This window comes from Streptomyces sp. NPDC093546 (assembly GCF_044765045.1).
Lineage (GTDB): Bacteria > Actinomycetota > Actinomycetes > Streptomycetales > Streptomycetaceae > Streptomyces.
Genome location: NZ_JBIWJG010000003.1, coordinates 1 through 26,767, shown reverse-complemented (window position 1 = coordinate 26,767; position 26,767 = coordinate 1). Strand labels below are relative to the sequence as shown.

The 26,767-nt window shown below is 71.0% G+C and carries 26 protein-coding genes, 2 rRNA genes and 1 pseudogene; 18 read left to right on the top strand and 11 right to left on the bottom strand.

What is annotated here, in order from left to right; genetic code table 11:
- The first annotated feature begins 152 nt into the window (after window positions 1-152).
- The 7 genes from ACIRNI_RS06460 (at window position 153) to pstB (ending at window position 8,246) form a co-directional block, all read left to right on the top strand.
- Window positions 153-2,384, top strand: a complete 2,232-nt coding sequence (locus ACIRNI_RS06460) for an RNA degradosome polyphosphate kinase (RefSeq protein WP_403548879.1) — start codon at window positions 153-155, stop codon at window positions 2,382-2,384.
- On the top strand, window positions 2,371-3,267 hold the full coding sequence (locus ACIRNI_RS06455; RefSeq protein ID WP_403548877.1) for a CHAD domain-containing protein: 897 nt from the start codon (window positions 2,371-2,373) through the stop codon (window positions 3,265-3,267). Before ACIRNI_RS06460 ends, ACIRNI_RS06455 begins: the two co-directional genes overlap by 14 nt.
- Window positions 3,264-3,692 carry an NUDIX hydrolase gene (locus tag ACIRNI_RS06450; RefSeq protein ID WP_403548875.1) on the top strand — a complete coding sequence of 143 codons (429 nt, stop codon included), beginning with the start codon at window positions 3,264-3,266 and terminating at the stop codon, window positions 3,690-3,692. The genes ACIRNI_RS06455 and ACIRNI_RS06450 overlap by 4 nt, the downstream gene beginning before the upstream one ends.
- 442 nt (window positions 3,693-4,134) lie before the next feature.
- On the top strand, window positions 4,135-5,265 hold the full coding sequence (pstS, locus tag ACIRNI_RS06445) for a phosphate ABC transporter substrate-binding protein PstS (RefSeq protein ID WP_403548873.1): 1,131 nt from the start codon (window positions 4,135-4,137) through the stop codon (window positions 5,263-5,265).
- Window positions 5,266-5,379: 114 nt separating this feature from the next.
- Entirely contained in the window at window positions 5,380-6,369 is a 990-nt protein-coding gene (gene pstC / locus ACIRNI_RS06440) for a phosphate ABC transporter permease subunit PstC (RefSeq protein ID WP_403548871.1), read from the top strand.
- Window positions 6,369-7,445 (top strand): phosphate ABC transporter permease PstA, encoded by a 1,077-nt coding sequence (gene pstA / locus ACIRNI_RS06435; protein WP_403548869.1) that lies wholly within the window; start codon window positions 6,369-6,371, stop codon window positions 7,443-7,445. Before pstC ends, pstA begins: the two co-directional genes overlap by 1 nt.
- A 24-nt stretch (window positions 7,446-7,469) precedes the next feature.
- Window positions 7,470-8,246 (top strand): phosphate ABC transporter ATP-binding protein PstB, encoded by a 777-nt coding sequence (gene pstB, locus ACIRNI_RS06430; RefSeq protein WP_403548867.1) that lies wholly within the window; start codon window positions 7,470-7,472, stop codon window positions 8,244-8,246.
- Between the two features lie 248 nt (window positions 8,247-8,494).
- Here pstB and ACIRNI_RS06425 read toward each other — a convergent pair whose 3' ends face one another.
- Both ACIRNI_RS06425 and ACIRNI_RS06420 read right to left on the bottom strand, forming a co-directional pair.
- Entirely contained in the window at window positions 8,495-9,493 is a 999-nt protein-coding gene (locus ACIRNI_RS06425; protein WP_355365114.1) for an inorganic phosphate transporter, read from the bottom strand.
- Between the two features lie 5 nt (window positions 9,494-9,498).
- On the bottom strand, window positions 9,499-10,119 hold the full coding sequence (locus ACIRNI_RS06420; RefSeq protein WP_031073426.1) for a DUF47 domain-containing protein: 621 nt from the start codon (window positions 10,117-10,119) through the stop codon (window positions 9,499-9,501).
- 196 nt (window positions 10,120-10,315) lie between these two features.
- Between ACIRNI_RS06420 and ACIRNI_RS06415 the strand changes: the two genes are divergently transcribed.
- Entirely contained in the window at window positions 10,316-10,705 is a 390-nt protein-coding gene (locus tag ACIRNI_RS06415) for a metal-sensitive transcriptional regulator (RefSeq protein WP_403548865.1), read from the top strand.
- A gap of 21 nt (window positions 10,706-10,726) precedes the next feature.
- Here ACIRNI_RS06415 and ACIRNI_RS06410 read toward each other — a convergent pair whose 3' ends face one another.
- Window positions 10,727-10,894, bottom strand: coding sequence for a hypothetical protein (locus ACIRNI_RS06410; RefSeq protein ID WP_355365117.1), 168 nt, complete (start codon window positions 10,892-10,894; stop codon window positions 10,727-10,729).
- A 114-nt stretch (window positions 10,895-11,008) separates the two neighbouring features.
- Window positions 11,009-11,863 carry a hypothetical protein gene (locus ACIRNI_RS06405; protein ID WP_403548863.1) on the bottom strand — a complete coding sequence of 285 codons (855 nt, stop codon included), beginning with the start codon at window positions 11,861-11,863 and terminating at the stop codon, window positions 11,009-11,011.
- 163 nt (window positions 11,864-12,026) lie between these two features.
- On the opposite strand from ACIRNI_RS06405, the gene ACIRNI_RS06400 reads away from it, so the two are divergent.
- Together ACIRNI_RS06400 and ACIRNI_RS06395 are read left to right on the top strand one after the other, a co-directional pair.
- On the top strand, window positions 12,027-12,212 hold the full coding sequence (locus ACIRNI_RS06400; RefSeq protein WP_403548861.1) for a hypothetical protein: 186 nt from the start codon (window positions 12,027-12,029) through the stop codon (window positions 12,210-12,212).
- Window positions 12,213-12,253: 41 nt separating this feature from the next.
- On the top strand, window positions 12,254-13,771 hold the full coding sequence (locus tag ACIRNI_RS06395; protein WP_403548859.1) for an FAD-binding oxidoreductase: 1,518 nt from the start codon (window positions 12,254-12,256) through the stop codon (window positions 13,769-13,771).
- 10 nt (window positions 13,772-13,781) lie between these two features.
- Here ACIRNI_RS06395 and ACIRNI_RS06390 read toward each other — a convergent pair whose 3' ends face one another.
- From ACIRNI_RS06390 to ACIRNI_RS06375, 4 genes and pseudogenes are all read right to left on the bottom strand, one after another.
- Window positions 13,782-14,492: a phosphatase PAP2 family protein gene (locus ACIRNI_RS06390; protein WP_403548858.1), complete on the bottom strand. Its 711-nt coding sequence runs from the start codon at window positions 14,490-14,492 to the stop codon at window positions 13,782-13,784.
- Window positions 14,493-14,613: 121 nt separating this feature from the next.
- Window positions 14,614-15,636: an NlpC/P60 family protein gene (locus ACIRNI_RS06385; RefSeq protein ID WP_403549850.1), complete on the bottom strand. Its 1,023-nt coding sequence runs from the start codon at window positions 15,634-15,636 to the stop codon at window positions 14,614-14,616.
- Window positions 15,637-15,712: 76 nt separating this feature from the next.
- Window positions 15,713-16,325, bottom strand: a pseudogene (locus ACIRNI_RS06380) (SAM-dependent methyltransferase).
- Window positions 16,326-16,350: 25 nt separating this feature from the next.
- Window positions 16,351-17,250: an NAD(P)-dependent oxidoreductase gene (locus ACIRNI_RS06375; protein WP_403549848.1), complete on the bottom strand. Its 900-nt coding sequence runs from the start codon at window positions 17,248-17,250 to the stop codon at window positions 16,351-16,353.
- A gap of 117 nt (window positions 17,251-17,367) precedes the next feature.
- Here ACIRNI_RS06375 and ACIRNI_RS06370 point away from each other — a divergent pair, with 117 nt between their 5' ends.
- The 8 genes from ACIRNI_RS06370 (at window position 17,368) to ACIRNI_RS06335 (ending at window position 25,788) form a co-directional block, all read left to right on the top strand.
- Window positions 17,368-17,967, top strand: a complete 600-nt coding sequence (locus ACIRNI_RS06370; protein ID WP_403548856.1) for a TetR/AcrR family transcriptional regulator — start codon at window positions 17,368-17,370, stop codon at window positions 17,965-17,967.
- Window positions 17,968-18,271: 304 nt separating this feature from the next.
- Complete coding sequence (locus ACIRNI_RS06365) at window positions 18,272-18,580, top strand: hypothetical protein (RefSeq protein WP_017945892.1); 309 nt, start codon at window positions 18,272-18,274, stop codon at window positions 18,578-18,580.
- Between the two features lie 95 nt (window positions 18,581-18,675).
- A complete protein-coding gene (locus tag ACIRNI_RS06360; protein ID WP_403548854.1) occupies window positions 18,676-19,488 on the top strand; it encodes a hypothetical protein in 813 nt (270 codons plus the stop codon).
- The gene (locus tag ACIRNI_RS06355; RefSeq protein ID WP_403548853.1) at window positions 19,478-20,875 is read left to right on the top strand and encodes a hypothetical protein; all 1,398 of its coding nucleotides are present in this window, start codon (window positions 19,478-19,480) and stop codon (window positions 20,873-20,875) included. Before ACIRNI_RS06360 ends, ACIRNI_RS06355 begins: the two co-directional genes overlap by 11 nt.
- Entirely contained in the window at window positions 20,872-22,434 is a 1,563-nt protein-coding gene (locus ACIRNI_RS06350) for an SCO6880 family protein (RefSeq protein ID WP_403548851.1), read from the top strand. The genes ACIRNI_RS06355 and ACIRNI_RS06350 overlap by 4 nt, the downstream gene beginning before the upstream one ends.
- Window positions 22,435-22,448: 14 nt before the next feature.
- Window positions 22,449-23,849, top strand: a complete 1,401-nt coding sequence (locus tag ACIRNI_RS06345; RefSeq protein ID WP_355365150.1) for an ATP-binding protein — start codon at window positions 22,449-22,451, stop codon at window positions 23,847-23,849.
- A 1-nt stretch (window position 23,850) separates the two neighbouring features.
- Window positions 23,851-25,362 carry a type VI secretion protein gene (locus ACIRNI_RS06340; protein ID WP_403548848.1) on the top strand — a complete coding sequence of 504 codons (1,512 nt, stop codon included), beginning with the start codon at window positions 23,851-23,853 and terminating at the stop codon, window positions 25,360-25,362.
- A 48-nt stretch (window positions 25,363-25,410) separates the two neighbouring features.
- Window positions 25,411-25,788: a hypothetical protein gene (locus ACIRNI_RS06335; protein WP_403548846.1), complete on the top strand. Its 378-nt coding sequence runs from the start codon at window positions 25,411-25,413 to the stop codon at window positions 25,786-25,788.
- Window positions 25,789-25,805: 17 nt separating this feature from the next.
- Here the strand turns inward: ACIRNI_RS06335 and ACIRNI_RS06330 are convergent, their stop codons facing one another.
- The 3 genes from ACIRNI_RS06330 to ACIRNI_RS06320 all read right to left on the bottom strand — a co-directional run.
- Window positions 25,806-26,372 carry a GNAT family N-acetyltransferase gene (locus ACIRNI_RS06330; RefSeq protein WP_403548844.1) on the bottom strand — a complete coding sequence of 189 codons (567 nt, stop codon included), beginning with the start codon at window positions 26,370-26,372 and terminating at the stop codon, window positions 25,806-25,808.
- Between the two features lie 118 nt (window positions 26,373-26,490).
- A 5S ribosomal RNA gene (rrf, locus tag ACIRNI_RS06325) occupies window positions 26,491-26,607 on the bottom strand.
- An 86-nt stretch (window positions 26,608-26,693) separates the two neighbouring features.
- Window positions 26,694-26,767, bottom strand: a 23S ribosomal RNA gene (locus tag ACIRNI_RS06320); the annotation flags it as partial.

Genomic DNA, 26,767 nt, shown 5'->3' with positions numbered 1-26,767 from the left:
CCTGGACGGGGGTCTGGCCGTCCGCCCCCAGCACGTCACGTAATGGTTACCGACCATTCAGAAGGGCTTGCGACGCTCAGTGAATGAAGCCCGCCGTGTCAGCGGCCCGCTCCGACGCGCTTGACCACCCCCTGGCGCGGAAGAATGGTGCCATGAGCCAGCAGCCCGCCGAGGCCGACGTCCCGGTCAAGCCCGCCCAGCCGTCCGTGGGGTCCATAGCCGCGCACCGACCGCACATGGTGACCGCCGGGCCCGTGTCCGACCTGGCGCCGGACCTCGACTCCGACCTGGACGCGTACGACGAGGACGGCCCCGCCGGCGAGCTGCCCCCCGGCCGCTTCCTGGACCGCGAACGGTCCTGGCTGGCGTTCAACGAACGGGTGCTGGAGCTCGCCGAGGACCCGGCAACGCCCCTCCTCGAACGAGCGAACTTCCTCGCGATCTTCGCCTCCAACCTCGACGAGTTCTTCATGGTCCGGGTCGCCGGCCTCAAGCGCCGCATCGCCACCGGCGTGGCCACCCGGTCCGCCTCCGGACTCCAGCCGCGCGAGGTCCTGGAGCTGATCTGGACCCGCTCGCGGGAGCTCATGGCCCGGCACGCCGCCTGCTTCCAGCAGGACATCGCCCCGGCCCTCGCCGACGAGGGCATCCACCTCATCCGCTGGCCCGAGCTGACCGAGAAGGAGCAGGCCCGGCTCTTCACCCTCTTCCGCCAGCAGATCTTCCCGGTCCTCACCCCGCTCGCCGTCGACCCGGCGCACCCCTTCCCGTACATCTCCGGCCTCTCCCTCAACCTCGCCGTCGTCGTACGCAACCCCGTCAGCGGCCACCGCCACTTCGCACGCGTGAAGGTCCCGCCGCTGCTCTCCCGCTTCCTGGAGGCATCGCCGCAGCGCTACGTCCCGCTGGAGGACGTCATCGCCGCGCACCTGGAGGAGCTGTTCCCGGGCATGGAGGTGCTGGCTCACCACATGTTCCGCGTGACGCGCAACGAGGACCTGGAGGTCGAGGAGGACGACGCCGAGAACCTCCTCCAGGCGCTGGAGAAGGAGCTCATGCGGCGCCGCTTCGGACCGCCGGTGCGCCTGGAGGTCGAGGAGTCGATAGACCCGTACGTCCTCGACCTGCTCGTCCGCGAGCTCAAGGTCACCGACGCCGAGGTGTACCCGCTGCCCGGACCGCTGGACCTCACCGGGCTGTTCGGGATCTCGGCCCTGGACCGGCCCGAGCTCAAGTACCCGAAGTTCGTGGCCGGGACCCACCGCGACCTGGCCGAGGTCGAGTCGGCGTCCGCGCCCGACGTCTTCGCCGCCCTGCGCGAGCGGGACGTCCTGCTCCACCACCCGTACGACTCGTTCTCCACCTCCGTCCAGGCCTTCCTGGAGCAGGCCGCCGCCGACCCCGACGTCCTCGCCATCAAGCAGACGCTGTACCGGACGTCCGGCGACTCCCCCATAGTCGACGCCCTCATCGACGCGGCCGAGTCGGGCAAGCAGGTCCTCGTCCTCGTCGAGATCAAGGCCCGCTTCGACGAACAGGCCAACATCAAGTGGGCGCGCAAGCTGGAGGAGGCCGGCTGCCACGTCGTGTACGGCCTCGTCGGGCTCAAGACCCACTGCAAGCTCTCCCTGGTCGTGCGCCAGGAGGGCGAGACGCTGCGCCGCTACTCCCACGTCGGCACCGGCAACTACCACCCCAAGACCGCCCGCCTGTACGAGGACCTCGGCCTGCTCACCGCCGACCCGCAGGTCGGCGCGGACCTGTCCGACCTCTTCAACCGGCTGTCCGGCTACTCGCGCCGCGAGACCTACCGGCGCCTGCTCGTCGCGCCCAAGTCGCTCCGCGACGGCCTGGTCTCCCGCATCAACAAGGAGATCGTCCACCACCGGGCCGGGCGGCTCGCGTACGTCCGGATCAAGGTCAACTCGATGGTCGACGAGGCCGTTATCGACGCCTGCTACCGCGCCTCGCGGGCCGGCGTACCGGTCGACATCTGGGTCCGCGGCATCTGCGCCGTACGGCCGGGCGTGCCCGGCCTCTCCGAGCACATCAGGGTCCGCTCCATCCTCGGACGGTTCCTGGAACACTCGCGCATCTTCGCGTTCGGGAACGGCGGCGAGCCCGAAGTGTGGTTCGGCAGCGCCGACATGATGCACCGTAACCTGGACCGCCGGATAGAAGCGCTGGTCCGGGTCTCCGACCCCGCGCACCGCGCCTCGCTCTGCCGGCTGCTGGAGGCGGGCATGGCCGACACGACCTCGTCGTGGCACCTCGGCCCGGACGGCGAGTGGACGCGGCGCGCGACGGACGGGGACGGCCAGCCGCTGCGGCATGTCCAGGAGATGCTCATAGACGCGCGGAGGCGCCGGCGTGCTCAGCCCTGACCAGGTCACCGCGGGCGAGGTCCTGTCCCCGTACCTCCATGCCCGCGCGGGGGACTTCCTACGGAACCTGCGCCTGCACGCCGAGAGCGGCGCGGACACGGCCGGCGCCGAGGAGGCGGCACGGGGACTGCGCACCGCCGCCCGGCGCATCGGCTCCACGCTGCACACCTTCCGGCCGCTGCTCGACGCCTCCTGGGCCGACCAGCTGCGCACCGAACTGGCGTGGCTGTCCGGCCTGCTGGCGCAGGAGCACGCCTGCACCTCGCGGCTCGTCCGCCTGGTGGACGCGCTGTCCCGCCTGACGGGCGGCGCCGAGGCGCTCGCGGTGGGCGGCGCGCGGGCCGGGGCCCTGCTGGAGCGCCGCCTGACCCTCGCCCGGACGCGCGCCCACTCGGCGGCGCTCCAGGCCCTCGGCTCGTCCCGCTTCCACGCGCTCGCCGACGCGGTGGCGCTGCTCGCCTCGGAGGTACCGCTGGGTCCGGCCGCGGCCGCCCGCGCCGGCGAGGTCCTCGCCCCGCCCGCCGAGGCCGTCGAGCGGCGCCTGCTGGACGCGGTGTCCGCGCTGCCGATGAGCCCCGCCGTCGGCGGCGAGCAGCACGACACCTCCTGGCACCACGTACGGCTGCTGCTGCGGCTGCACCGCCACGCCCAGGAGGTGCTGGGCACGGAGGCGCAGCTGTACGAGGCGGGCCGCGCGCTCGACCGGCACCGGGACGCCGCGGACGCCGCGTCCGCGGCGGCGAGCGCCGCGCGCACCCCGCGCATCGCGCCGGCGACGGCGTACGTGCTGGGCGTGCTCCACGCGGACCAGCGGCACGAGGTGGAGGCGGCGCGCGTCTGCTTCCACCGCGCGTGGCAGCGTACGGCGGTGACGGCCCGGTGACGCCCCTGGTCCACGCCGCCGGCTGCGTCCTGTGGCGCCGCGTCGCGGCCGGCGACACCGGCAGCGGCGACATCGAGGTGGCCGTCATCCACCGCCCCAAGCACGACGACTGGTCCCTCCCCAAGGGCAAGCTCGACCCCGGCGAGGACCACCGGCACGCGGCCGTCCGCGAGGTGCTGGAGGAGACCGGCATGACCTGCGCCCTCGGCCCCGAGCTGCCCAAGGCCTGCTACCGGGCGGGCGACCGCCCCAAGGAGGTCCGCTACTGGGCGGCCGAGGCCACGGGTGGCGCCTTCCGCCCCAACGGCGAGGTCGACGAGCTCTGCTGGCTCTCCCCGCCCGAGGCCCGGGCGCTCCTGTCGTACGCCGTCGACCGGGACCTGATCGACGCGGCCCTCGCGGCGATCTCCCCGGGGGGCCGCTGACCGCGAGCGGCACCGGCACCCCTCACCCGTCCGGGCGGCCTCACCCTTCCGGGGGCAACCCGCCCCGCACCACCACCACCCTCCCGAGTGGCCCCGGTGCGGCCCCCGCACGCCCGCGTACCGGCGCACAACCCTGCGCTCCGCGCCTCGCGCCGCCGGAGCGCGCCCTCGCCTGTCCGGGAGCCCGTACGACCCCGCGCGGCCCCGCCGTAAACCTCCCTCCCGCCACCCGCCGCACCCCCGGGACAATGGCCCCACAGGCTCTGGCCACGGCTCACCACGGCTTCCGTCACGGTTCACCTACCGTTCACTCTCCCCCGCCAGCCATGTCACCTGATCTGCCTAATTTCGGCCGTACACGGTTACTGACACACGCCGCCACCGAGCTCACGCACGGATTCGGTATCGACGCCGCGGCGGCTCCTGGAAGGAACACCCAACAGTGAAGCTTCAGCGCAAGACCGGGCTTCGCGCCACCGCGCTCGGCGCCCTCGCCGTCTCCGGCGCCCTGGTACTCACGGCGTGTGGTTCGGACAACAACACGGGCAGCCCCGACGGCGGCAAGAAGACCGGCGCCACCTCGTCCATCAAGTGCGACGGCGCCAAGGGCCAGCTCCTGGCCTCCGGCTCCTCCGCGCAGAAGAACGCCATGGACCTGTGGGTCAAGAACTACATGGCCGCCTGCCCGGGTGTGGAGATCAACTACAAGTCCTCCTCCTCCGGCGAGGGCATCATCGCCTTCAACCAGGGCCGCGTCGGCTTCGCCGGCTCCGACTCCGCGCTGAAGCCGGAAGAGGTCGCCGAGTCGAAGAAGATCTGCAAGTCCGGCCAGGGCATCAACCTCCCCATGGTCGGCGGGCCGGTCGCCATCGGCTACAACGTCCCCGGCGTGAAGGACCTCGTCCTGGACGCCCCCACCATCGCCAAGATCTTCAACGACAAGATCAAGAAGTGGGACGACCCGGCGATCGCCAAGCTCAACCCGGGCGCCAAGCTCCCGAGCACCCCGATCCAGGCCTTCCACCGCTCCGAGGACTCCGGCACCACCCAGAACCTCGGCAAGTACCTCGGCAAGGCCGCCAAGGCCGACTGGCCGTACGAGGCCGAGAAGAAGTGGCCGGCCCCCGGCGGCCAGGCCGCGTCCGGCTCCTCCGGCGTCGCCGCCCAGGTCAAGCAGGTCGAGGGCGCGATCGGCTACTTCGAGCTGAGCTACGCCGAGTCGCAGAACATCCCGGCCGTCCAGATCGCCACCGGTGCCCCCGCCCCGGTCCCGGCCACCTCCGAGAACGCCTCCAAGGCCATTGCCGCCGCCAAGGTCAAGGGCACCGGCAAGGATCTGGCGCTGGAGCTGGACTACGCCACCAAGGCCGAGGGCGCGTACCCGATCGTCCTGGTGACGTACGAGGTCGTCTGCGACACCGGCAACAAGGCCGACACCCTCGGCACCGTCAAGTCCTTCCTCACCTACACCGCCTCCGACGAGGGCCAGAAGGTCCTGGCCGAGGCCGGCTACGCCCCGATCCCGGCCGAGATCAACGCCAAGGTCCGCGAGACCGTCAACGGCCTGTCGTAACCGCACGCGGGGCCGGCCCGGCCGCTCGCCGGGCCGGCCCCCTCACCCCATCCGGTGCACCGCCGCCAGGGGAGCCGCCACCCGCGGACTTCCCCCACACAGACCGGAAAGACCATGGCTATAACGACTGACAACGCACCGGCTCCGCCGGTCGCCGGGAAGCCGGGCCCCACCTCCACCGGCCGCGCGGGCGACAAGATCTTCCTCGGCCTCTCCCGCGGCTCCGGGATCCTGCTCCTGGTGATCATGGCGTCGATCGCCGTGTTCCTCAGCTACCGGGCCTCGCTCGCCCTCGCCGAGAACGAGGGCAACTTCTTCACCACCTTCGACTGGAACCCGGTCGGCGACCGTCCGGTCTTCGGCATCGCGGTCCTCCTCTTCGGCACGATCGTGAGCTCGGTCATCGCGATGGTCATCGCGGTCCCGATCGCGGTCGGCATCGCGCTGTTCATCTCGCACTACGCGCCCCGCCGGCTCGCCGCGCCCCTCGCGTACGTCGTCGACCTGCTCGCCGCCGTACCGTCGATCATCTACGGCATCTGGGGCGCGCTCTTCCTGGTCCCGTACCTGGAGGGCCTGAACCTCTGGCTGGACCAGTTCTTCGCCTGGACGTACGTCTTCGACAAGACCGAGGTCGGCGTCGCGCGGACCCTCTTCACCGTCGGCATCCTGCTCGCCATCATGATCCTGCCGATCGTGACCAGCGTGAGCCGTGAGGTCTTCCTCCAGGTGCCGCGCATGAACGAAGAGGCCGCCCTGGCCCTCGGCGCCACGCGCTGGGAGGTCATCCGGCTCGCCGTGCTGCCCTTCGGCCGCTCCGGCGTCATCTCCGCCTCGATGCTCGGCCTCGGCCGGGCGCTCGGCGAGACCATGGCCGTCGCCACCGTCCTCTCCCCGAGCTTCCTGATCTCGCTGCACCTGCTCGACCCGGGCGGCGGCACGTTCGCCCAGAACATCGCGGCGAAGTTCGACGAGGCCGACCAGCTCGGCCGTGACGCCCTGATCGCCTCCGGCCTGGTCCTCTTCGTCCTCACCCTGCTGGTCAACGGCGCGGCCCGCCTGATCATCGCGCGCCGCAAGGAGTACTCGGGGGCGAACGCCTGATGAGCAACGCAATCCAGGACGCGCCCGCCAAGGCCGCCCCCCGCCCCCGCAAGGACAGCCTCAGCCAGCGCCACCTGCCGCGCTGGGCCCCGGCCGCCTTCGCCGCCGTCGCCGTCGCCCTCGGCTGCGGCACCGGCGTGGCCGCCGGGCTCGAGAGCCGCATCCAGTGGGGCCTGATCTCGGCGCTCGCCTTCGTCATCGTCTCGTACGCCGTCACCTCGGCCGTCGAGAACCAGCGCCAGGCCAAGGACCGCCTCGCCACCAGCGTGGTGTGGGTGTGCTTCATCCTCGCCGTGATCCCGCTGTTCTCGCTCATCTGGGTCACGGTCAGCCGGGGCCTGAAGGTCCTCGACGGCTACTTCCTCACCCACTCGATGGCCGGTGTCCCAGGCTTCGACGTCGGCGGCGGTGTCTACCACGCGCTCGTCGGCACGCTGGAGCAGGTCGGCCTCGCCACCCTCATCTCCGCGCCGATCGGGCTGCTGACCGCGGTCTACCTCGTCGAGTACGGCAAGGGCTCCCTGGCCAAGGCCGTGACGTTCTTCGTCGACGTCATGACGGGCATCCCGTCGATCGTCGCCGGCCTCTTCATCCTCTCCATCATGCTGATGGCCGACCTCCAGCCGTCCGGCCTGATGGGCGCGCTGGCGCTGGCGATCCTGATGATCCCGGTCGTGGTCCGCTCCACCGAGGAGATGCTCAAGCTCGTCCCGAACGAGCTGCGCGAGGCGGCGCTCGCCCTCGGCGTACCGAAGTGGCGCGTGATCCTCAAGGTCGTCATCCCGACGGCGATCGGCGGCATCACGACCGGCGTCATGCTCGCCATCGCCCGCATCGCCGGCGAGACCGCACCGATCATGCTGCTGGTCTTCGGCAGCCAGCTGATCAACACCAACCCCTTCGAAGGTGCTCAGTCCGCGCTCCCCTTCTACATCTGGGAGCAGTACAAGGTCGGCAGCGAGGCGTCGTACGACCGCGCCTGGGCCGCCGCACTCGTCCTGATCGCCTTCGTCATGATCCTCAACCTGGTCGCCCGCGGCATCGCCCGCTGGAAGGCCCCGAAGACCGGCCGCTAAGGCCTCCTGGAAGTGATCGAAACCATGGCCAAGCGAATCGACGTCAGCGGCCTGACGGCCTACTACGGCGCCCACAAGGCGATCGACGACATCTCCATGACCGTCGAGCCCCGCTCCGTGACGGCCTTCATCGGCCCGTCCGGCTGCGGCAAGTCCACCTTCCTGCGCACCCTGAACCGCATGCACGAGGTCACCCCCGGGGGCCGCGTCGAGGGCAAGGTGATGCTGGACGACCAGAACCTGTACGCCAAGGACGTCGACCCGGTCGCGGTGCGCCGCACGGTCGGCATGGTGTTCCAGCGCCCGAACCCCTTCCCGACGATGTCGATCTTCGACAACGTGGCGGCGGGCCTGCGCCTGAACGGCAAGTACCGCAAGCAGAACCTGGCCGACACGGTCGAGCGGTCCCTCAAGGGCGCGAACCTCTGGAACGAGGTCAAGGACCGCCTCAACAAGCCCGGCTCCGGCCTCTCCGGCGGCCAGCAGCAGCGCCTGTGCATCGCCCGCGCGATCGCGGTCGAGCCGGACGTCCTGCTGATGGACGAGCCGTGCTCGGCGCTGGACCCGATCTCCACGCTCGCCATCGAGGACCTGATCAGCGAGCTGAAGGAGCGGTTCACGATCGTCATCGTGACCCACAACATGCAGCAGGCGGCCCGCGTCTCGGACCGCACCGCCTTCTTCAACCTGGCGGCGGTCGGCCAGCCCGGCAAGCTCGTCGAGATCGACGACACGGAGCGGATCTTCTCCAACCCGTCCGTCCAGGCCACCGAGGACTACATCTCGGGCCGCTTCGGATAGACCGTCCGCCGGAATCCCCTTGCGGTGCTGCATGGCGGTGCCACCGCAAGGCAAAGGGCCCGCCCCCTGTCCCAGGGGGCGGGCCCTTCCGTCACTTCCGGACGGGTCGTCGGGGGCGGATCAGCCGAACACCAGCCGCACCACACCGAAGCTCGCCGCCGCGACCAGCGCCGCCGCCGGCATCGTGATACTGCATCCTCCGGGGGATGACCCCCGGACCCCCAGCAACACCGCCCGGCGCGCAGCCGCTAGCCGAACACCAGCCGCACCACACCGAAGCTCGCCGCCGCGACCAGCGCCGCCGCCGGCATCGTGATGAACCATCCGAGGATGATGTTCTTCGCGACACCCCACCGCACCGCGTTGACCCGCTTCGTCGCGCCGACACCCATGATCGCCGAGGTGATGACGTGCGTCGTCGAGATCGGCGCGTGGAACAGGAACGCCGAGCCGAACATGATCGACGCGCCGGTCGTCTCCGCCGCGAACCCCTGCGGCGGGTCCAGCTCGATGATCTTGCGGCCCAGCGTCCGCATGATGCGCCAGCCACCGGCGTACGTACCCAGCGACAGCATCACCGCGCAGGCGACCTTGACCCAGACCGGGATCGCCTCACCGGCGTCGTGGACGTCCGCGATGACCAGCGCCATCACCACGATGCCCATCGTCTTCTGGGCATCCTGGAGACCGTGGCCGAGCGCCATGCCCGCCGCCGACACGGTCTGGGCGATACGGAAGCCGCGCTTCGCCTTGTGCGGGTTCGCCTTGCGGAAGATCCACATGATCCCGCACATCACCAGGTAGCCGACCACCAGGCCGACCACCGGCGAGATGAACATCGGGATGACGATCTTGTCGACGACGCCCGACCAGATCACATCGGTCCCACCCGCCAGCGCCGCGCCGACCATACCGCCGAACAGCGCGTGCGACGAGGACGAGGGCAGGCCGAAGTACCAGGTGATGAGGTTCCAGACGATCGCGCCGACCAGCGCCGCGAAGAGGATGCCCATGCCGCGCGAGCCCTCGGGCGTCGCGATCAGGCCCTCGCTCACGGTCTTGGCGACCCCGCTGCCGAGGAAGGCGCCCGCGAGGTTCATCACCGCGGCCATCGCCAGCGCCGCGCGCGGTGTCAGCGCCCGCGTGGAGACGGACGTGGCGATGGCGTTCGCCGAGTCGTGGAAGCCGTTCGTGTACGTGAAGCCGAGCGCGACCGCGATGGTCACGACCAGTGCGAAGGTGTCCACGAAGCTCAGGACTCCTTGACCGCGATGGTCTCCACCGTGTTGGCCACGTGCTCGAAGGCGTCAGCGGCCTCTTCCAGCACATCCACGATCTGCTTCAGCTTGAGCACCTCGATGGCGTCGTACTTGCCGTTGAAGAGGTGGGCCAGCAGCTTGCGGTGGATCTGGTCGGCCTGGTTCTCCAGCCGGTTGACCTCGATCCAGTACTCGGTGAGGTTCTCCATCGTCCGCAGGTGCGGCATCGCCTCGGCGGTCAGCTCCGCCGCCCGCGCCAGCACCTCGATCTGCTGCTCGACGCCCTTCGGCAGCTCCTCCACGTTGTAGAGGACGACGAGGTCGACGGCCTCCTCCATGAAGTCCATGATGTCGTCGAGCGACGACGCGAGGGAGTAGATGTCCTCGCGGTCGAACGGCGTGATGAAGGAGGAGTTCAGCTGGTGGAAGATCGCGTGGGTCGCGTCGTCACCCGCGTGCTCCGCCGCCCGCATCCGCTCCGCGATCTCGGCCCGGGCGGAGGATTCCGCCCCGAGCAGTTCCATCAGGAGTTTGGAGCCCGTGACGATGTTGTCCGCGGAGGCGGAAAACATGTCGTAGAAGCTCGTCTCCCTGGGGGTCAGACGAAAGCGCACGTGGGGTCCTCGGGGTGCATGGGTTTCGGTCAGGCTGATGCTAGGCGCATCATCCGGCCACGGCTAACCGGCGTCATTCAGTGTCGCCCATCAGGCACAGTGAACAGAACCGGGCCCCCGCCACCTTGGCGCGAGGATCGGTACCATATACCCACGAGGGGTATAGAAAACCCCTACTGGACAACGGGAGGACGCGATGACGACCACCGAGGCGGCCGGCCTTCCGGTCGAGGAGCAGACCGCCGGGGAACAGACCGTCGAGGAGCAGGCCGTCAAGGAGCCGGTCACCGACCACGACCACGGCGTACACGGCTACCACAAGCAGAAGGACGAGCACCTCAAGCGCCTGCGCCGCATCGAGGGCCAGATCCGCGGCCTCCAGCGCATGGTCGACGAGGACGTCTACTGCATCGACATACTCACCCAGGTCTCCGCGTCCACGAAGGCCCTGCAGTCCTTCGCCCTCCAGCTCCTGGAGGAGCACCTGCGCCACTGCGTCGCCGACGCCGCGGTCAAGGGCGGCGACGAGATCGATGCCAAGGTCGAGGAGGCCACGAAGGCGATCGCCCGCATGCTGCGCACCTGACGCTCCGCCCGGAGTCAGGGCTCACTGGGGTGCGGCCGGCGTGACCTTCAGGACCTCGTCGATGAGGTCCGCGCTGAGCCGCTCCCCGTCCGTGGCCGATGCGGCGATCATCAGTTCACCGCACAGCTCGATCTCGGCGAGGGCCACGTGGTCCTGGACTGTCGTAGAAGGGAGCGGGGCCACGCGCATCACCTCTTCCTGCGGGTCCTGGCGTATCCCAGCGTAGGGAGCGGACCACACGCCGCGCATGGCACGTCCGGACCATTCTTGGGGCCCTGACGGATCACGCGGCTCACGCCCGTCTCACGCCTCGATCTTCCCGGCGTAGATGTCCTTCCGGGGCGGAAGCCGTACGACGACGGGCACGCCGAAGTCGTACAGCAGCGTCGTCGACGCGACGGCGACCGTACGCCCCTCGTTGGTGAAGCTGAACCGGTGGCGCACCTTCCGCAGCCGCCCCTCCCGGTCCAGGTACGCGTCGAACGGAACAGCGTCCTGGGCGAACCCTTTCGCCGCCGCCGCGAGCGCCCCCCGCACCTGCGGTGACGCGGCCCGCGCCGCCCGCCCGAGATCGGTGACGCCGCGGTAGTGCGTGACCGGCACCCCGGCGAGCTCCTCCTCGCCGACGTACGTGACGCGCTCGGCGCCGCGCAGCAGCTCGGCCGCGGCCGCCGGATCGGTCGCGCCGCCCGTGACCAGGTTCCCGTCGGCCAGGGTCGTGGTGTCGACGCGCACCCACTTGTCGGCGGGGACACCGGCGCCGCGGTTCTTCATGTAGAGCGCGCCGGGCGCGAGGAGCTCGGTGATCGGCCGGTGGCTGCTGCCCCCGGCGGCGTCCTTGGGCAGGACCACCTTGAGCTGCCCGTGCCGCGCGGCGAAGTCGTACGCGCCCTCGCCCCGGATCGTCACCCGGGTCCCGCCGGTCGCCATCTCCATCGACGTACGGGCCTTGGACGTGCCCGCGCGCGCCAGCGCGTCGGGGGCCTCCCGCACGGCGGCGGCCGCGGCGCCCGCGTCGGCACCGGGGCTCGCGCCCGCGGGGCCGCACCCGCCGGCCGTCACCGCCACGACCACGGCCACGACCGGCGCCACGACCGGGGACACCGGGAACCCGCGCCCGTACCGCCGCCGCCGCCGCTGCTGTCCCTGCACCACCATCGCCTGCAACCCCCAACGCCTAGACGCTGCTGCCTGCCTGCTTGCTTGCCTGCTTGCCTGCGCTGACCGAGACCCCCACCCTTCCCCTGGGCCCCGAGGGCCCGGGGACACCCCAACCCTTAACGACCACCACGGCGCCCCGTCACGCCGGTACCGTGGTGTCGTGCCTGTGCATGACTCACCTCCGGCCGTCACGAGCGGCCACGAAGCCACCACCGTCGAACGCGGCTCGTTCTGTGTGGCCCGGTGCAGCTGCGGCTGGTCGGGCCCGGCGCGGCGCTCGCGGGACCGGGCCCGTACGGACGCGGCGGCGCACACGACCGCACCACCGGCCGGCACCGACGACTGACGCCGACGACTGAGCGGGGCCCTTCGGGGAAGGGTCACCCCATGGACGACTGGGCCGCCCTCGCCCGCGGCCTCGACGGCCCGCTCGTACGCCCCGGGGACGCCGACTACGCCACCGCCCGCCGGCTCTACAACACCCGCTTCGACCACCTGCGCCCCGCCGCCGTCGCGTACGTCGCCGGGGACGACGACGTGCGCGAGTGCCTCGCCTTCGCCCGCCGCCACGGCACGCCGGTCGCCATCCGCAGCGGCGGGCACTCCTACACCGGCTGGTCCAGCGGCACGGGCCGCCTGGTCGTCGACGTGTCGGGCATCGACCGCGTGCGCCCCGACGGCACGGCCGCCGCGGTCGGCACGGCCGCCGCGGTCGGCACGGCCGCCGCGGTCGGCACGGCCGCCGCGGTCGGCACGGCCGCCGCGGTCGGCACGGCCGCCGCGGTCGGCGCGGGCGCCCGGCTCGTCCACGTCTACCGCGCCCTCGCCCGCCACGGCCGTACGATCCCGGGCGGTACGTGCCCGACGGTCGGGATCTCGGGCCTCACGCTCGGCGGCGGGCATGGCGTGACCTCGCGCGCGTACGGCCTGACCTGCGACAGCCTCACCGGTGCCACCCTCGTCACGGCGGACGGGCGGCGCCTGACCGCCGACGCCGAGCAGCACCCGGACCTCTTCTGGGCCCTGCGCGGCGCCGGGGCCGGAACCCTGGGGGTCGTCACCGAGCTGCGCTTCCGTACGCACCCGGTGCCGACGACGGTCGTCTCCGGGCGGGTCACCTGGCCCTGGGCGCGGGCCCGGTCCGTACTGACCGCCTGGCAGGAGTGGGGCCCGGCGCAGCCCGACGAGATCTGGTCGGCGCTGCGCCTGGAGGCGGACGCGGACGCGAGGCCCGCCGTCACCCTGTCCGTCTTCACCCTCGGCGGCCGTACGGAGCTGGAGAACGCCCTCGACCGCCTCGCCGACCACGCGGGCGCCCCCGCCGACCGCGTACACCTGCGCGCTCACACCTACCTGGAGGCGATGCTGGCGTACGCGGGGTGCGACGGGCTGGCCGAGGCGCAGTGCCGTCTGCCGGGCACCACCCCGGGCCGCGATCCGCGGGGCGTGCTGCGGCGCGGCACGTACACCGCCGTGTCGGACTTCTTCGACCGGGAGCTGTCACCAGCGGCGATCGCGGCGCTGACGGCCGCCCCGGAGGTCTTCGCCCGGATCCCGGCGGAGCAGGGCGGCGGCACCGGATCCCTCCAGCTCACCGCGTTCGGCGGCGCGACGAGCCGCGTCGACCCGCTCGCCACGGCCTTCGTGCACCGCCGGCAGCGGATCCTGGTGCAGTACTCGGCCTCCTGGCCGGCCGGCACCCCGGGGACGGCACAGCGGGCATGGCTGGCGACCACACGGGACTCACTGGGCCCGTACGTATCGGGGGCGGCGTACCAGAACTACCCCGACCCGGCGCTGAAGAACTGGCGCACGGCGTACTACGGAGCTGCGGCGGACCGGCTGACCGCGGTGAAGCGGCGCTACGACCCGGAGCGCCTCTTCACCTTCCCGCACGCGTTCTAGTCGGTTCTCGCTACGCGGCGAGGTCGTTCTCGCTACCGCCCACCTTGGGGTCGGGCAGGTCCACCGTCTCGTGCCGCTCCCCCCGCGGACGCGCTTTTCGCGAGCGTACGAGCCACCCGGCCCCTTCCGAACGGGCCACGGCCGACACGAGCGGCGTGAGCAGCGCGAGGGCGAGCGGGGCGAGGAGCAGGGCCACGGCCGTGCCGAGGGCGAAGCCGCCGACGACGTCGGTGGGGTAGTGGACGCCCATGTAGACGCGGCAGAAGCCCTCGGCGAGGGCGAGGCCGATGGCGGCGAGGCCGAACTTCCGGTTGGCGACGAAGAGCGCGGCGCCGATGCCCATGGCCATCGTGGCGTGGTCGCTCACGAAGGAGTAGTCGGTCTTGCCCGCGACCAGGACCTCCAGGCCCTGGTGGTCGAGGAAGGGCCGGGGCCGCTCCACGAAGCCCCGGATCGGGACGTTGACCAGGAGGGCGATCCCGGCGGCGAGCGGCGCCCACACCAGCCCGGCGACGGTGGCGATGGAGTCCTCCGGGCCGCCGCGCCGGCGCGCGCTCCACCAGCACCAGAGCACGACCAGCACCATCGCGAGCATGATCCCGTACTCGCCGACGAACTCCATGACCCGGTCGAACCAGGTCGGGGCGGACTTGGCCAGCCCGTTGATGTCGTAGAGCAGGCTGACATCGGGGTTCGAACCGTCCGATGCGAGTCCAGCCATCTGCTGCGGCCCCTTGCCTTGTCACTGTGTCAGTCCAGGGAACGACACGAGGGAAGCGTACGTTCCACTCTCCACCGAACGATCACGATGACGTTATCGAAGAGAGATACGTCGCCGCAGCTCAGACCGGATCGGCCGCGCGGTTCGGCAGTGCTTTCGCGCCATCTTCGGTGACGCGGGTGGCGCCGAAGTAGTCGGGGGTGTCGATCTTGTCGAAGCGGATGACGGCACCGGTGTACGGCGCGTTGATCATGTACCCGCCGCCGACGTAGATACCCACGTGCCGGATGGCCCGCGAGTTCGTCAAATCGTCGGAGAAGAACACCAGATCGCCCGGCAGCAGCTCGTCGCGCGACGGGTGCGGCCCGGCGTTGTACTGGTCGTTCGCGACGCGCGGCAGCTCGATCCCCACGGTCCGGTACGCGGCCTGCGTGAGCCCGGAACAGTCGAACCGGCCCTGCTGCTCGGGCGTGCCGTTGCCGCCCCACAGGTACGGCGTGCCGAGCTTCTTCTGCGCGAAGTAGATCGCACCGGCCGCCTGCCGCGACGGCGCCACGCGCCCCACGGGCCGGGCGAAGCTCTTCTCCAGGGAGCGGATGATCCGGACGTAGTTCTGCGTCTCGCTGATCCTCGGCACCCCGCCAGCCTTTATCACCCGGTACGCACCGGCGTTGTAGGCCGCGAGCATGTTGTTGGTCCGGTCGCCGGGCACGTTCTTCACGTACCCGGCCAACTCGCAGTCGTAGGAGGCGGCTGACGGGATGGCGTCCGCCGGGTCCCACACGTCCCGGTCGCCGTCCCCGTCACCGTCGATGCCGTGCGAGGCCCAGGTGCCGGGGATGAACTGCGCGATGCCCATGGCCTTGGCGTGGCTGGTCACCTTGGGGTTGAAGCCGCTCTCCTGGTACAACTGCGCGGCCAGCAGCGCCGGGTTGATGGCGGGACACAGGTTCCCCCACTTCTGCACGAGCCCCTGGTACGCCGCGGGCACGGCCCCCTTGGCCAGTCCCACGACACCCTGTGTCCCCGCCTGGGCCCCGCCGAAGAGCCCGGCGGCCGCGGAGTACGTCCCGACGACGAGCAGCGCGACGAACGCCATGCACAGCCCGACGGCTCCCCCGGCGACGAGCCAGCCCTTACGCACCGTCAACCACCCCTCGCGCTGTGGGACTCCACCCGGGGGCCAGTGTAGGTGGCGGACCCTGTTTTCAGGGGCCGACTCAGAGCTTGCGGCCGACGCCCGCGTACATCGCGACCTCTTCCGGTGCTTCTTCCTCGGAACGCCAGCGGGAGCAGGAGACGACGCCCAGGGCCAGGAGCTCCAGGCCCGCGAAGTAGCGGGTGATGGCCTCGGGGGTGCGCTGGGTGAGCTTAGAGCGCGACGGGCCGGTCGAGGTCCAGGGTCTTGGCCGCGGCCGCCAGGACGGCGTCCGTGTCGCGCAGGTCGGCGTCCACGTAGTCCGTGCGCCCCTCCGGCGTGCCGGTGAGGAGGGCGCGGGCGTGGGCGAGGACGAGCGGGTCGTTGTCGACGTACACGACGCGCGCGTCCGGCGTCACGCGCTGCGCGACCTCGTGGGTGTTGCCGGCGGTCGGCAGCCCCGTGCCGACGTCCAGGAACTGGCGGATGCCCGCCTCAGCCGCCAGGTGCCGCACCGCGCGCCCGAGGAAGAGCCGGTCCGCGCGGGCGTACGCGCCGATGCCGGGGTGGAGCTCGCGGATCCGGTCGCCGGCTTCGCGGTCGACGGGGTAGTTGTCCTTGCCGCCGAGCCAGTAGTTCCAGATGCGGGCGGTGTGCGGCCGGAGGGTGTCGATCCTCGACGCGATGTCGGTCACGCCACCAACGTAACCGCCAATTCCGTCACGTGTTCGGCTTCTTCAGCACCTCGACGAGGCTGGAGGAGCTGTCCGCGCCGTGTCCGGCCGCCATGCCGCGCCGGAAGATGTCGAGGACGGCCGCGGGCAGCGCGCCGTCGACGCCCGCGGCCACGGCGGTGTGGAGGACGTGCTCGACGCTGGCGACCCCCATGGCCAGTCGGTCGACGTCACCGCGGTGGTCGCCCGCGTCGACGCGGGGCGCGTAGAACTCCACGAACTGCTTCAGGTTCAGCGCGTCGACGGCCAGGGTCTGGATGTCGGCGGCCTTCAGGCCGTGGGCGTCCGCCATGGCGAGGGCCTGCCAGTAGCTGGTCAGAGCCGTCCAGAACATGACCATGTTGAGCTGGTAGAGGAGCGCCGCCAGGCCCGGGTCCTCGCCCCGGTGGTCGGCGGTGCCCGTCAGCACCTCCAGCGTGGCCCGGTGCGCCTCGAAGACCTCGCGCGGGCCGCTGTAGAGGGTGGTGGTGTCGGGGCTGCCGATGCCGGAGGGCGGCGTGAGTACGCCGCCGGTGAGCTGCGTGGCCCCGCGCTCGGCGGCCCAGGCGGCCGCGGCGCGGGCCTTGGCCGGGGTGTCGGAGGTGAGGTTGACGAGGACGCGGCCGGCGAGGGCGGCGGGGTCGGCGCCACCCAGGACGGCGTACAGGGCGTCGTAGTCGGTCAGGCTCACCACCACGAGCTCGGCCGCGCCGAGGGCGTCGTCGACGGTGGGCGCGAGGTGCGCACCGCGCGCGACGAGGGCGTCGGCGCGGGAGGCGGTGCGGTTCCAGACGGTGACGCGGTGGCCGCGGTCGAGGAAGGCACCGGCCATGGCCTCGCCCATGGGGCCGAGACCGATGACGGTGACGGGGGCGGAGGCGGTGATGGGGGCGGAGGTCTTGTCCATGTTCACGGGGAACCCCTTTTTCAGTCGCTAGAACGAACGCTCTATCCAGAGCGCTGACGTGACCGTACCACGGCTCTAGAACGAACGCTCTACTCAATTTCTCGCTAGGATCGCCCCATGCAGCCCGCCGCCTCCCCCACCGCCTCCCCCTCCAGCACCCGCGACCGGATCGTCGTCGCCGCCGCGCGCCTCATCCAGCGCCAGGGGTACGTCGGCACGGGCATCAAGCAGATCGCCAAGGAGGCGCAGGCCACCCTCGGCTCCGTCTACCACTTCTTCCCGGGCGGCAAGGAGGCCGTGGCCGTCGCCGCGATCACCCACAGCGGCGAGGACTTCGCGGCCATCCTCCGCGAGGCCCTGGCCGGCCACGACGACCCGGCCGCCGCCGTGGACGCCTGCGCCCGCCTCCTCGCCGAGGCGCTGCGCGAGTCCGGCTGGGTCGACGGCTGCCCCGTCACGGCCACCGCCCTGGAGACCCTCGGCGACGCCGACTCCGAGATCCAGCGCGCCTGCGCCACCGCGCTCCGCGCCTGGCAGGACATCGTCGCCGACAAGCTCCTCCGCTCCGGCCTCCCTGCCGCCGACGCCCGCGAACTGGCGGTGACGGTCATCAACACCCTGGAGGGCGCCGAGGTCACCGCCCAGGTCAACCGCGACGAGGAACCCCTCCTGCTGGCGGGGCGTCACCTGGCGCGCCTCGTCGGCGCGTACCGCTGACCAAGCCAACGGAACGGCGCGGCGGACAGCGCGGCGTACCGCGCGTACAGGCCCAAGGTGGGACAACGACAGTCATTGCCCGGAGTCACCCCCCGTGATACACAGAGTGACCGTACGCGTACGCGCGCTCACCCGGTTCACCACCCGACGCAGGTCACGACGGTCGGACCGGTCAAACGTGCGGGGATCGGGTAAAGAGACCAGCCAAGTCGGCATACGCGGGCGGTTTCATCAGCGAAGATAGTGCGGTGACCCGTGCCGAGTGGCAGGGGCGTCGAATTACCCAACAGGGGCGGTGAGTTACATGTACCTGGCGGCTGAAAAAGGCGACATCACCACCATCATCGGCGGAATCGCCCCGAACTGGGGGCCTTTCGGGAGCCTTGGTAACGAGGCCCGCGTGATGATCGAGGTCGTGATGGCCGTGGCCATTCTGCTGTGCCTGGGCATCGCGATCTGGGGAGCGGCGAAGCAGCGCATCGGCGCGACCGCCCTCCGGGACACGTTCAGCGCCGAACAAGGCAAGGGCCTCATCGTGGCCGGCCTGACCGGGGTCTTCATCATCGGCTCGCTGGGCACGCTCTTCACCATCGTGTACGGGATGGCCGTCTAGCCCCTCCCGCCAGCGGCACCCGGCTCCCTGAGGTTGCGTCACCTGATGTCAAGTCACCACACCGAACAGCGAAAGGTTGAGGGGGCGTACCCGTCATGAGCCTCGGCGACGAGAACGACGGCGGCCAGACCCGCACCCGCCTGCCCGACGGCGGCACGGGCGACGTCTACGGCGGCGCCCGCCGCCCCGCGCGCAACTCGCGCTCGCTGATCACGGTGGTGGGTGTGGTGGTGCTGCTGATCGCCGCCATCGCCTTCGCGAACAGAAGCGGCACCGGCGAGGGCACCTCCGACGACACCGCCAAGGGCCCGGGAGCCGGGGCCCCCACCTCGGCGACGGGCGTGCGCCCGGTGACGGGCAAGGACGGCACGATCCCGACGGGGTACGCGCACGACGAGCAGGGGGCGCAGAGCGCGGCGGCGAATTACGCGGTGGCGCTGGGGTCTGACGGCATGTTCAAGCGGGACACGCGACACACCATCGTGCGAGCCGTGCACGACCCCGCCGTCGTCGACAGCCTGCTGGCCAGCCTGGACCAGGCCTACTCCGGCACGTTCCTCAAGAACGTGGGCCTCAACGAGGACGGCTCCTCGCCCGAGGGCCTCACCTTCGTCTCCCGTACGGTGCCGGTCGGCACCAAGGTCACCGGCTTCGAGGGAGACACAGCGACCATCGAAGTCTGGTGCACCGGCCTCGTCGGGCTTGCCGGCGAGGGATCCAACAAGCCGGTGACGGAGACCTGGTTCACCATCACGCAGAAGCTCAAGTGGACGCAGAGCGACTGGAAGATCCAGTCGTCGAGCCAGCAGGAAGGCCCGACACCGGTCAACGGTGACAACCGCGCCTCCACCGCGGATGAGATCGCCGGTGCTGTTGCCGGATATGGAGGCTTCACCTATGCGCGCTAGCCCTCAGCTCGGCACCCGCTCGTTCCTCGCCACCGTCACGGCGGTCCACGCGGCAGCCTTCGCCTTCGCGGCGCGTGCTGCGGCGGCTCCAACCCCACCACCTGCGTCCCCCGCTCCGAGCCCCTCTCCGAGCAGCAGTGACAACCCCTGCGACCTCATCGTGGGCCTGGCGAAGGACTACTGCGAGGACGGCGAGAAGGCGGCGAACAACCCCGGCGCCCGCTCCACCCCCACCGACCCCACCGCCGCCCTCGACCCCCTCGCCTCCCTCGCCCGCGGCTGCGCCGACGCCGCCGTGTCGATCGTCGACGCGCTGTCGAAGGCGGTGAAGTCCACCGCCGAGGTCGACTTCACCAACGGCACCTTCCTCTCCCAGTACGCCGTCGTCTTCGCCGCCGCCACCTTCCTCACCCTCCTCCTCTGGCTCCTCGCCGTCGCCAAGCGCGCCATCCGCGGCGTACCGCTCGCGACGGCCATGTCCGAGGCCATCGGGTTCCTGTGGCTGACGGTCCTCGCGTCCGCCTTCACGCCGCTGATCCTCTACACCGTCGTCTCCGCGACCGACGCCGTCACCGAGGTGATCGCGCAGAGCACCGGCGGCCAGACGGACGTCTTCTTCGGCGGCTTCAAGGAGGCGCTCCAGAAGGGCGACGGCATCGGCGGCGGGCCGATCATGCTGATCATCGTGTCGCTCGTGACCGTCCTCGCCGCGGGCGTCCTCTACCTGGAGCTGTTCCTCCGGGCCGTCCTCCTGTACGTCGGCGCCCTCCTCGGCGTCGTCGTGTACGCCGGGCTCGTCGACAAGAACCTCTGGGGCCACGTACGCCGCTGGGCCGGCATCATGATCGCGGTGATCCTGGTCAAGCCGGTCATCATCATCGTGCTCGGCCTCGCCGGGGCGCTCGCCGGCGACGACGGACCGAAGGCGTTCTCCGCGGTCGTCACGGGCCTCGCCATCATCCTGCTCGCGATCTTCGCCTCCGCGATGATCTACCGCTTCGTCCCCGGCTTCGGCGACGAGATCGCGGCCTCCCGCAACAACCGCATCCAGAACAGCGCCGAGAACAAGGCCGCCGCCGTCATCTCCTCGCCGGCCGCCCTCGTCTCCCAGGGCATCAAGACCCACAGCACCCGCAACGACACGGGCGGCTCCGGCGGCTCCGGCGCGCCCCAGTCTGCCGGTGCCCTCACCGGCGGCGTGGCCGCCCACAGCTCCCGTACGCCCACGGCAGGAGGCGCCGGAGGCGGCGCGGGCGGCGGCGGAACTGTCCCCTCCGCCGCACCCCCGCCCCGCAGCCCCAGTAGCAGCAGTCCGACCACCAGCACCCCCCACAGCCACCGCAAGAGCACAGGAACCACCGGAAGCACAGGAGGTGGAGGGCGTTGACGACCCAGTCCCCAGCGATCACGCCCCGCCGCACGTATCTCATCGGCAGGGCCCGGCCCAACGCCATCATCGGCAAGAACCGCGAGACCGGCGAGATCGCCCTGATCATCGCCGGCGCGTTCCTCGGCATGATGAGCGGGCTGCTCGTCCCGGTCCTGTCCCTGCGGATCGTGCTGCTCATGGGCTTCCCGATGCTGGCCCTCGCCGCGGTGTACGTCCCGTACAAGCACCGCACCTTCTACAAGTGGTTCGAGATCAACCGCAGCTACAAGCGCACCCTCCGCCAGGGCACCGCGTACCGCTCCGCCGCCATGGAGGCCGGCACCCGGATCGACGGCCGCGAGGTCGAGGTCGGCCCGCCGCCCGGCATCGGCCGCATCAACTGGCTCTCCGCCCCCTTCGGCCCCGACGAGATCGCCGTCCTCCTCCACGCCGACCGCCGCACCGTCACCGCCGCCATCGAGATCGAGGGCCCGGGCGTCGGCCTGCGCGACAGCGAGGACCAGGAAGCCCTGGTGGACCGTTTCGGCACGCTCCTCAAGCACGTCGCCAACGGCGACGGCTTCGTGACGCGCATTCAGATGCTGGCCCGCACCCTCCCCGCCGACCCCGACGCCCACGCCAAGGACGTCGCCCAGCGCGGCGACCCCAGGAGCCCCGCCTGGCTCCAGGAGTCGTACGACCAGCTCCAGTCCATGGTGTCGACCTCCAGCGAGCAGCACCGCGCGTACCTCGTCGCCTGCATGCACTACACCCGCGAACTGGCCGCCGAAGCCCACGCCATGGCCCGCGCCGCCCGCCACGCCGCCGGCAGCTCCGGCCCGCGGAAGCTCGACAAGGACGCCGGCCTCGCCGTCGTCATGGCCCGCGAGCTCACCGACATCTGCGCCCGCCTCGCCGAGGCGGACATCCGGGTCCGGCAGCCCCTCGGGCAGGCCCGCCTCGCCTCCCTCGTGCACTCCATGTACGACCCGGACCACCCCATCGACCACATCCAGGCGATGACGAAGCGAAACGCCTGGCCCGCCGAGCTCGACGCCGTCGAGCCCACCTACCTCCAGGCCAAGACCCGCGAGTCGTCCACCCGCGCGCCCTGGTGCCACGCCACGGCCTGGGTGAAGGAGTGGCCGATGACACCCGTCGGCGTCAACTTCCTCGCCCCGCTCCTCGTCCACACCCCCGACGTCATCCGTACCGTCGCCGTCTGCATGGACCTCGAACCGACCGAGGTCGCCATCGAGCGCATGCTCACGGAGAAGACGAACGACGAGGCGGAGGCCAGCCGTGCCGCCAAGATGAACCGCACCGTCGACCCGCGCGACATCGCCGCGCACGGCCGGCTCGACCAGCGGGGTGAAGATCTCGCCAGCGGCGCGGCAGGAGTGAATCTTGTCGGGTACATCACTGTGTCGTCTCGTTCGCCCGAGGCCCTGGCCAGGGACAAGCGGACGATCAGGGCCTCGGCCGGCAAGTCGTATCTGAAGTTGGAGTGGTGCGACCGCGAACACCACCGGGCCTTTGTGAACACCTTGCCGTTCGCGACCGGCATCCGCCGATAGGGGCCCTGATCCTCATGCGAGATCCGCTGTCAGCCCTCACCGAGGCCTTCACCTCCTTCCTCTTCGGGAAGGTGGAGACGACCCGCCTGCCCGTGCGTACGTCGACGGGCCAGGCCCAAGCCGTCTACCTGCCGACCGCCGCCCCCGGCCTCGGCGACTCCGGCGTGATCATCGGCCGCGAGGTCTACAGCGGCAAGGGGTACATCTACGACCCCTTCCAGCTGTACGGGCAACAGCTCCCGGCCCCCCACTGGCTGGTCCTCGGCGAGTCCGGCAACGGCAAGTCGGCGCTGGAGAAGACGTACGTGCTCCGCCAGCTCCGCTTCCGCGACCGGCAGGTCGTCGTCCTCGACGCCCAGGGCGAGGACGGCGTCGGCGAGTGGAACCTGATCGCGCAGCAGCTGGGGATAACTCCCATCCGGCTCGACCCGATGGCCGCCCTCGACGACGGCATCCGCCTCAACCCCCTCGACCCGTCGATCACCACCACCGGCCAGCTCGCCCTGCTCCGTACGATCATCGAGGTCGCGATGGGGCACGGCCTGGACGAGCGCTCCGGCTTCGCGCTCAAGGTCGCGCACGCGTACGTCAACGAGACCATCACCGACCGCCAGCCGGTGCTGTCCGACATCGTCGAGCAGCTGCGCCACCCGGAGCCGGAGTCGGCGGCGGCGATGAACGTCGCCATAGACGACGTACGCGCCTGGGGCCTGGACGTGGCCCTCGTCCTGGACCGGCTGGTCGACGGTGACCTGAGGGGCATGTTCGACGGCCCGACGACGGTCGGGATCGACCTCGACGCACCGCTGATCGTCTTCGACCTCTCCCACATCGACCGCAACTCGATCGCGATGCCGATCCTGATGGCCATCGTGGGCGTGTGGCTGGAGCACACCTGGATCCGGCCGGACCGCAAGAAGCGCATCTTCCTGGTGGAGGAGGCGTGGCACATCATCAACAGCCCGTTCGTCGCGCAGCTCTTCCAGCGCCTGCTGAAGTTCGGCCGACGCCTCGGCCTGTCCTTCGTGGCCGTCGTCCACCACCTCTCCGACGTCGTGGACGGAGCCGCCGCGCGGGAAGCGGCGGCGATCCTGAAGATGGCGTCCACGCGCACCATCTACGCCCAGAAGGCGGACGAGGCGCGGGCGACGGGCCGGGTTCTGGGGCTTCCGCGCTGGGCCGTGGAGATCATCCCCACGCTCACGCCCGGCATCGCGGTCTGGGACGTCAACGGCAACGTCCAGGTGGTCAAACACCTGGTCACCGAGGCCGAACGACCATTGGTCTACACGGACCGCGCGATGACGGAATCGTCCGTACCCGATGACATCCAGGCTGCGGAATGGGAGGCGGAGCAGCGCGCGGCCCTCATGGAGCGGCAGATGAACGAGTCCTCACAGTCGACGGTGGCATGACATGGGCCGCCATGACATGGGCCGCAAGGACGGCAGAGGCGATACGAACGAGGGGGGCATCCCCGACGGCCTGCTGGTGGGGCTGCTGGGCTTCCTGCTCGGCGTGACGCTGCTGGTGTGGTCCGCCACCGGCCTCTCGGGCCTGTTCGCCCACGGCGCCTGGCCGGACGCCGTCACCTTCGGCCGTACGCCGCTGGCGATGCGCGCACTCGTCTCCCAGCCCCACGACCTCGCGGCGGCATGGCCGGAGACCCCGCCGTCCCAGCTGTCGGGGTACGGGCTGTTCTGGGGCCTGTTCATCGGCGAGCTGATGGTGCTGGTGGTGCTCACGGTGTTCGTCCTCGGCACCCTGGCCCGCTGGCGCGCGGTACGGGCCACCCGTCGGCAGAGCAAGGTGTACGCGTACGAGCCGGCCCGCGAGCCCGACCGCGGGCCCGCGCCCGTTGAGACCCGCAGCGCACCGGCCCCCGCGTCGGCGCCGTCCACCGGAGCCGCGCCCACGGACACAGCGACGTCAGGGGGTCCAGGTCTCGCCTCAGGCACGGCCCCTGCCCCCGTGCTGGCCGCCCCTGCGCTTCCGACTCCCCGCACGCCCGACCGCGTCTTCTACGGCGGTCCCGACACGCGCCGCCCGACCGCTCTCCAGGCCATCCACGACGCCGAAGGCGCCGCCCTCGTCGTCACCTCCGACCCCGGCCTCTGGGCGGAGACCAAAGACGCCCGCGCCAAGCTCGGCCCCGTCCTCGTCTACGACCCCAGCCACCTCTGCGACACGCCGGCTCGCCTCCACTGGTCGCCGACCTCCGGGTGCGAGGACACCGACACGGCGGCGGCCCGCGCCGCCGCGCTCCTCGGTCCCGTGCGGCCTCCGGCCCGGATGGACGCAGCTGTCGCGGACACCGCCGAAACGCTCATGCGCTGCTGGCTGCACGCGGCGGCCGTCGACGGACGCCCGTTCAAGCAGGTGCACCGCTGGGCGCAGAACAACGGCGCCCACGAACCCGTACGCATCCTGCGCACCCACCCCAAGGCCACCAACAGCCACGCCGGTCTCCTGGAGTCCGCCCTCACCGCGTATCCGGAACGCCGCGAGATCGCCCAGGAGTTGACGGTCCGAGCGCTGTCGTCGCTCTCCTCGGTCCACATCCGCGAGGCGTGCACACCTCATCGAACTGATTCGCTGACCTTGGAATCATTCATCACGGAAGGGGGCACCCTTTATGTGGTGGGGGAATCCATCGAGGACCCCCGCACCGGCCCGGGCGCGATGCCCCTCCTCACCGCGCTCGCCTCGTACGTGGTCGAGCACGGCCGCCGCATGGCCGCACGGTCATCCGACGGTCGGCTCGACCCACCAATGACGCTGGTCCTCGACGACATCGCCGCGGTGGCCCCGCTGCCCCAGCTGCCCGAGCTGCTGATGTCGGGTCAGGACACCGGCATGCCCACGCTGGCCCTGCTCCGCTCCCCCGAACAGGGCCGCGCCCGCTGGCCGCACCACACGCTCACCTGACGCCTCTCCCTGGCCCCTGGCCCGAGACGTGCCAGTACAGTCACCCGCATGACACCACCGGTGGTACGGGCGATCGAATGGGACGGCACGGCGTGGGACGACCCGTCCGATGAGCGGCTGCACGATCTGCTGGCCGACATGAACCTGACGTGGCGACACGTCATCGTCGAGCGTCTCGACCGCGAGCCTGCGGACCAGCACTACATCCAGGTCTACCTCAACGATGACCTGAGCTATCAGGTGGAGTACCGCGAGGGCGGCCCAGCCCACCACTTCCAGGCCCATGTTCCCCGCCTACACGAGGTGTTCGCCGTGGAACCGGTGGCCGAGGTGGTGAGCGACTGGGCCCGCGGTGGAACAGCCTGGCGTACGGCGCTTCCCTGGACCCCGTGGGCACCCGTGGACGCCCAGGGGAACGGTTCCTAGCCCCGGCCGATCGCCCCTTAGCCCCCGGTCGGCCGCCGGATCTCGTACTCGAGCTCCAGAGCGCCGCTGCTGTCCCCCTCCATCGGCACGCTTTCACCCGTCGGTACGAAGCCCACCTTGCGGTAGAGCGCCGCGGCGCGCGCGTTCCGCTCGTGCACATAGAGCCGTACGCGTTCGACCGGGGGCCCTTCCAGCGACCAGGACCACTCCACGCCCGCCCGCATCAGCGCCTCGGCCAGCCCGCTGCCGCGCGCCTCGGGCCGCACATACACGCCGACGACATGCGTCTGGTCCAGCTTCGCCGGCTCCCCGAACCGTACGTCCCCGCCCGCCCGCTCCACGAGCACGGTGACGGTGCCCGCCCAGCTGCCGTCCGGCGCCTCGGCGATGAACTGGCGGGCGCTGTCGCTGCCTTCCGCCGCCCCGGCCGTCCGCCCGCGCCAGAAGTCGTCGGGTTGGGCGGAGGCGTTCTCGTACGTATCGAGGAAGGCGAGGGGCGCGGCGGGGTCCTGGAGGGCGGCCAGGCGTATCTCACGGGCCTGGCGCCACTCGTCGGCGCGGAGGGAACGGATGACGTATCGCATCCCCCGATCCTGGCCGCCCGAGCCCCCGCTGGCCAACCCATTTCCGCGACCGGCCTTTCGGGTCGTGAACGCAGAAAAGCCCCGCACCATAACGGTGCGGGGCTTCCCCACAATAATTGTTCGGCGGCGTCCTACTCTCCCACAGGGTCCCCCCTGCAGTACCATCGGCGCTGAAAGGCTTAGCTTCCGGGTTCGGAATGTAACCGGGCGTTTCCCTAACGCTATGACCACCGAAACACTATGAAGATATCGAACTACAACCAACCGGCCAAAAGGCGGGAGTTCGTTACTTCAGAACTAACACAGTGGACGCGAGCAACTGAGGACAAGCCCTCGGCCTATTAGTACCGGTCAACTCCACCTATTACTAGGCTTCCATATCCGGCCTATCAACC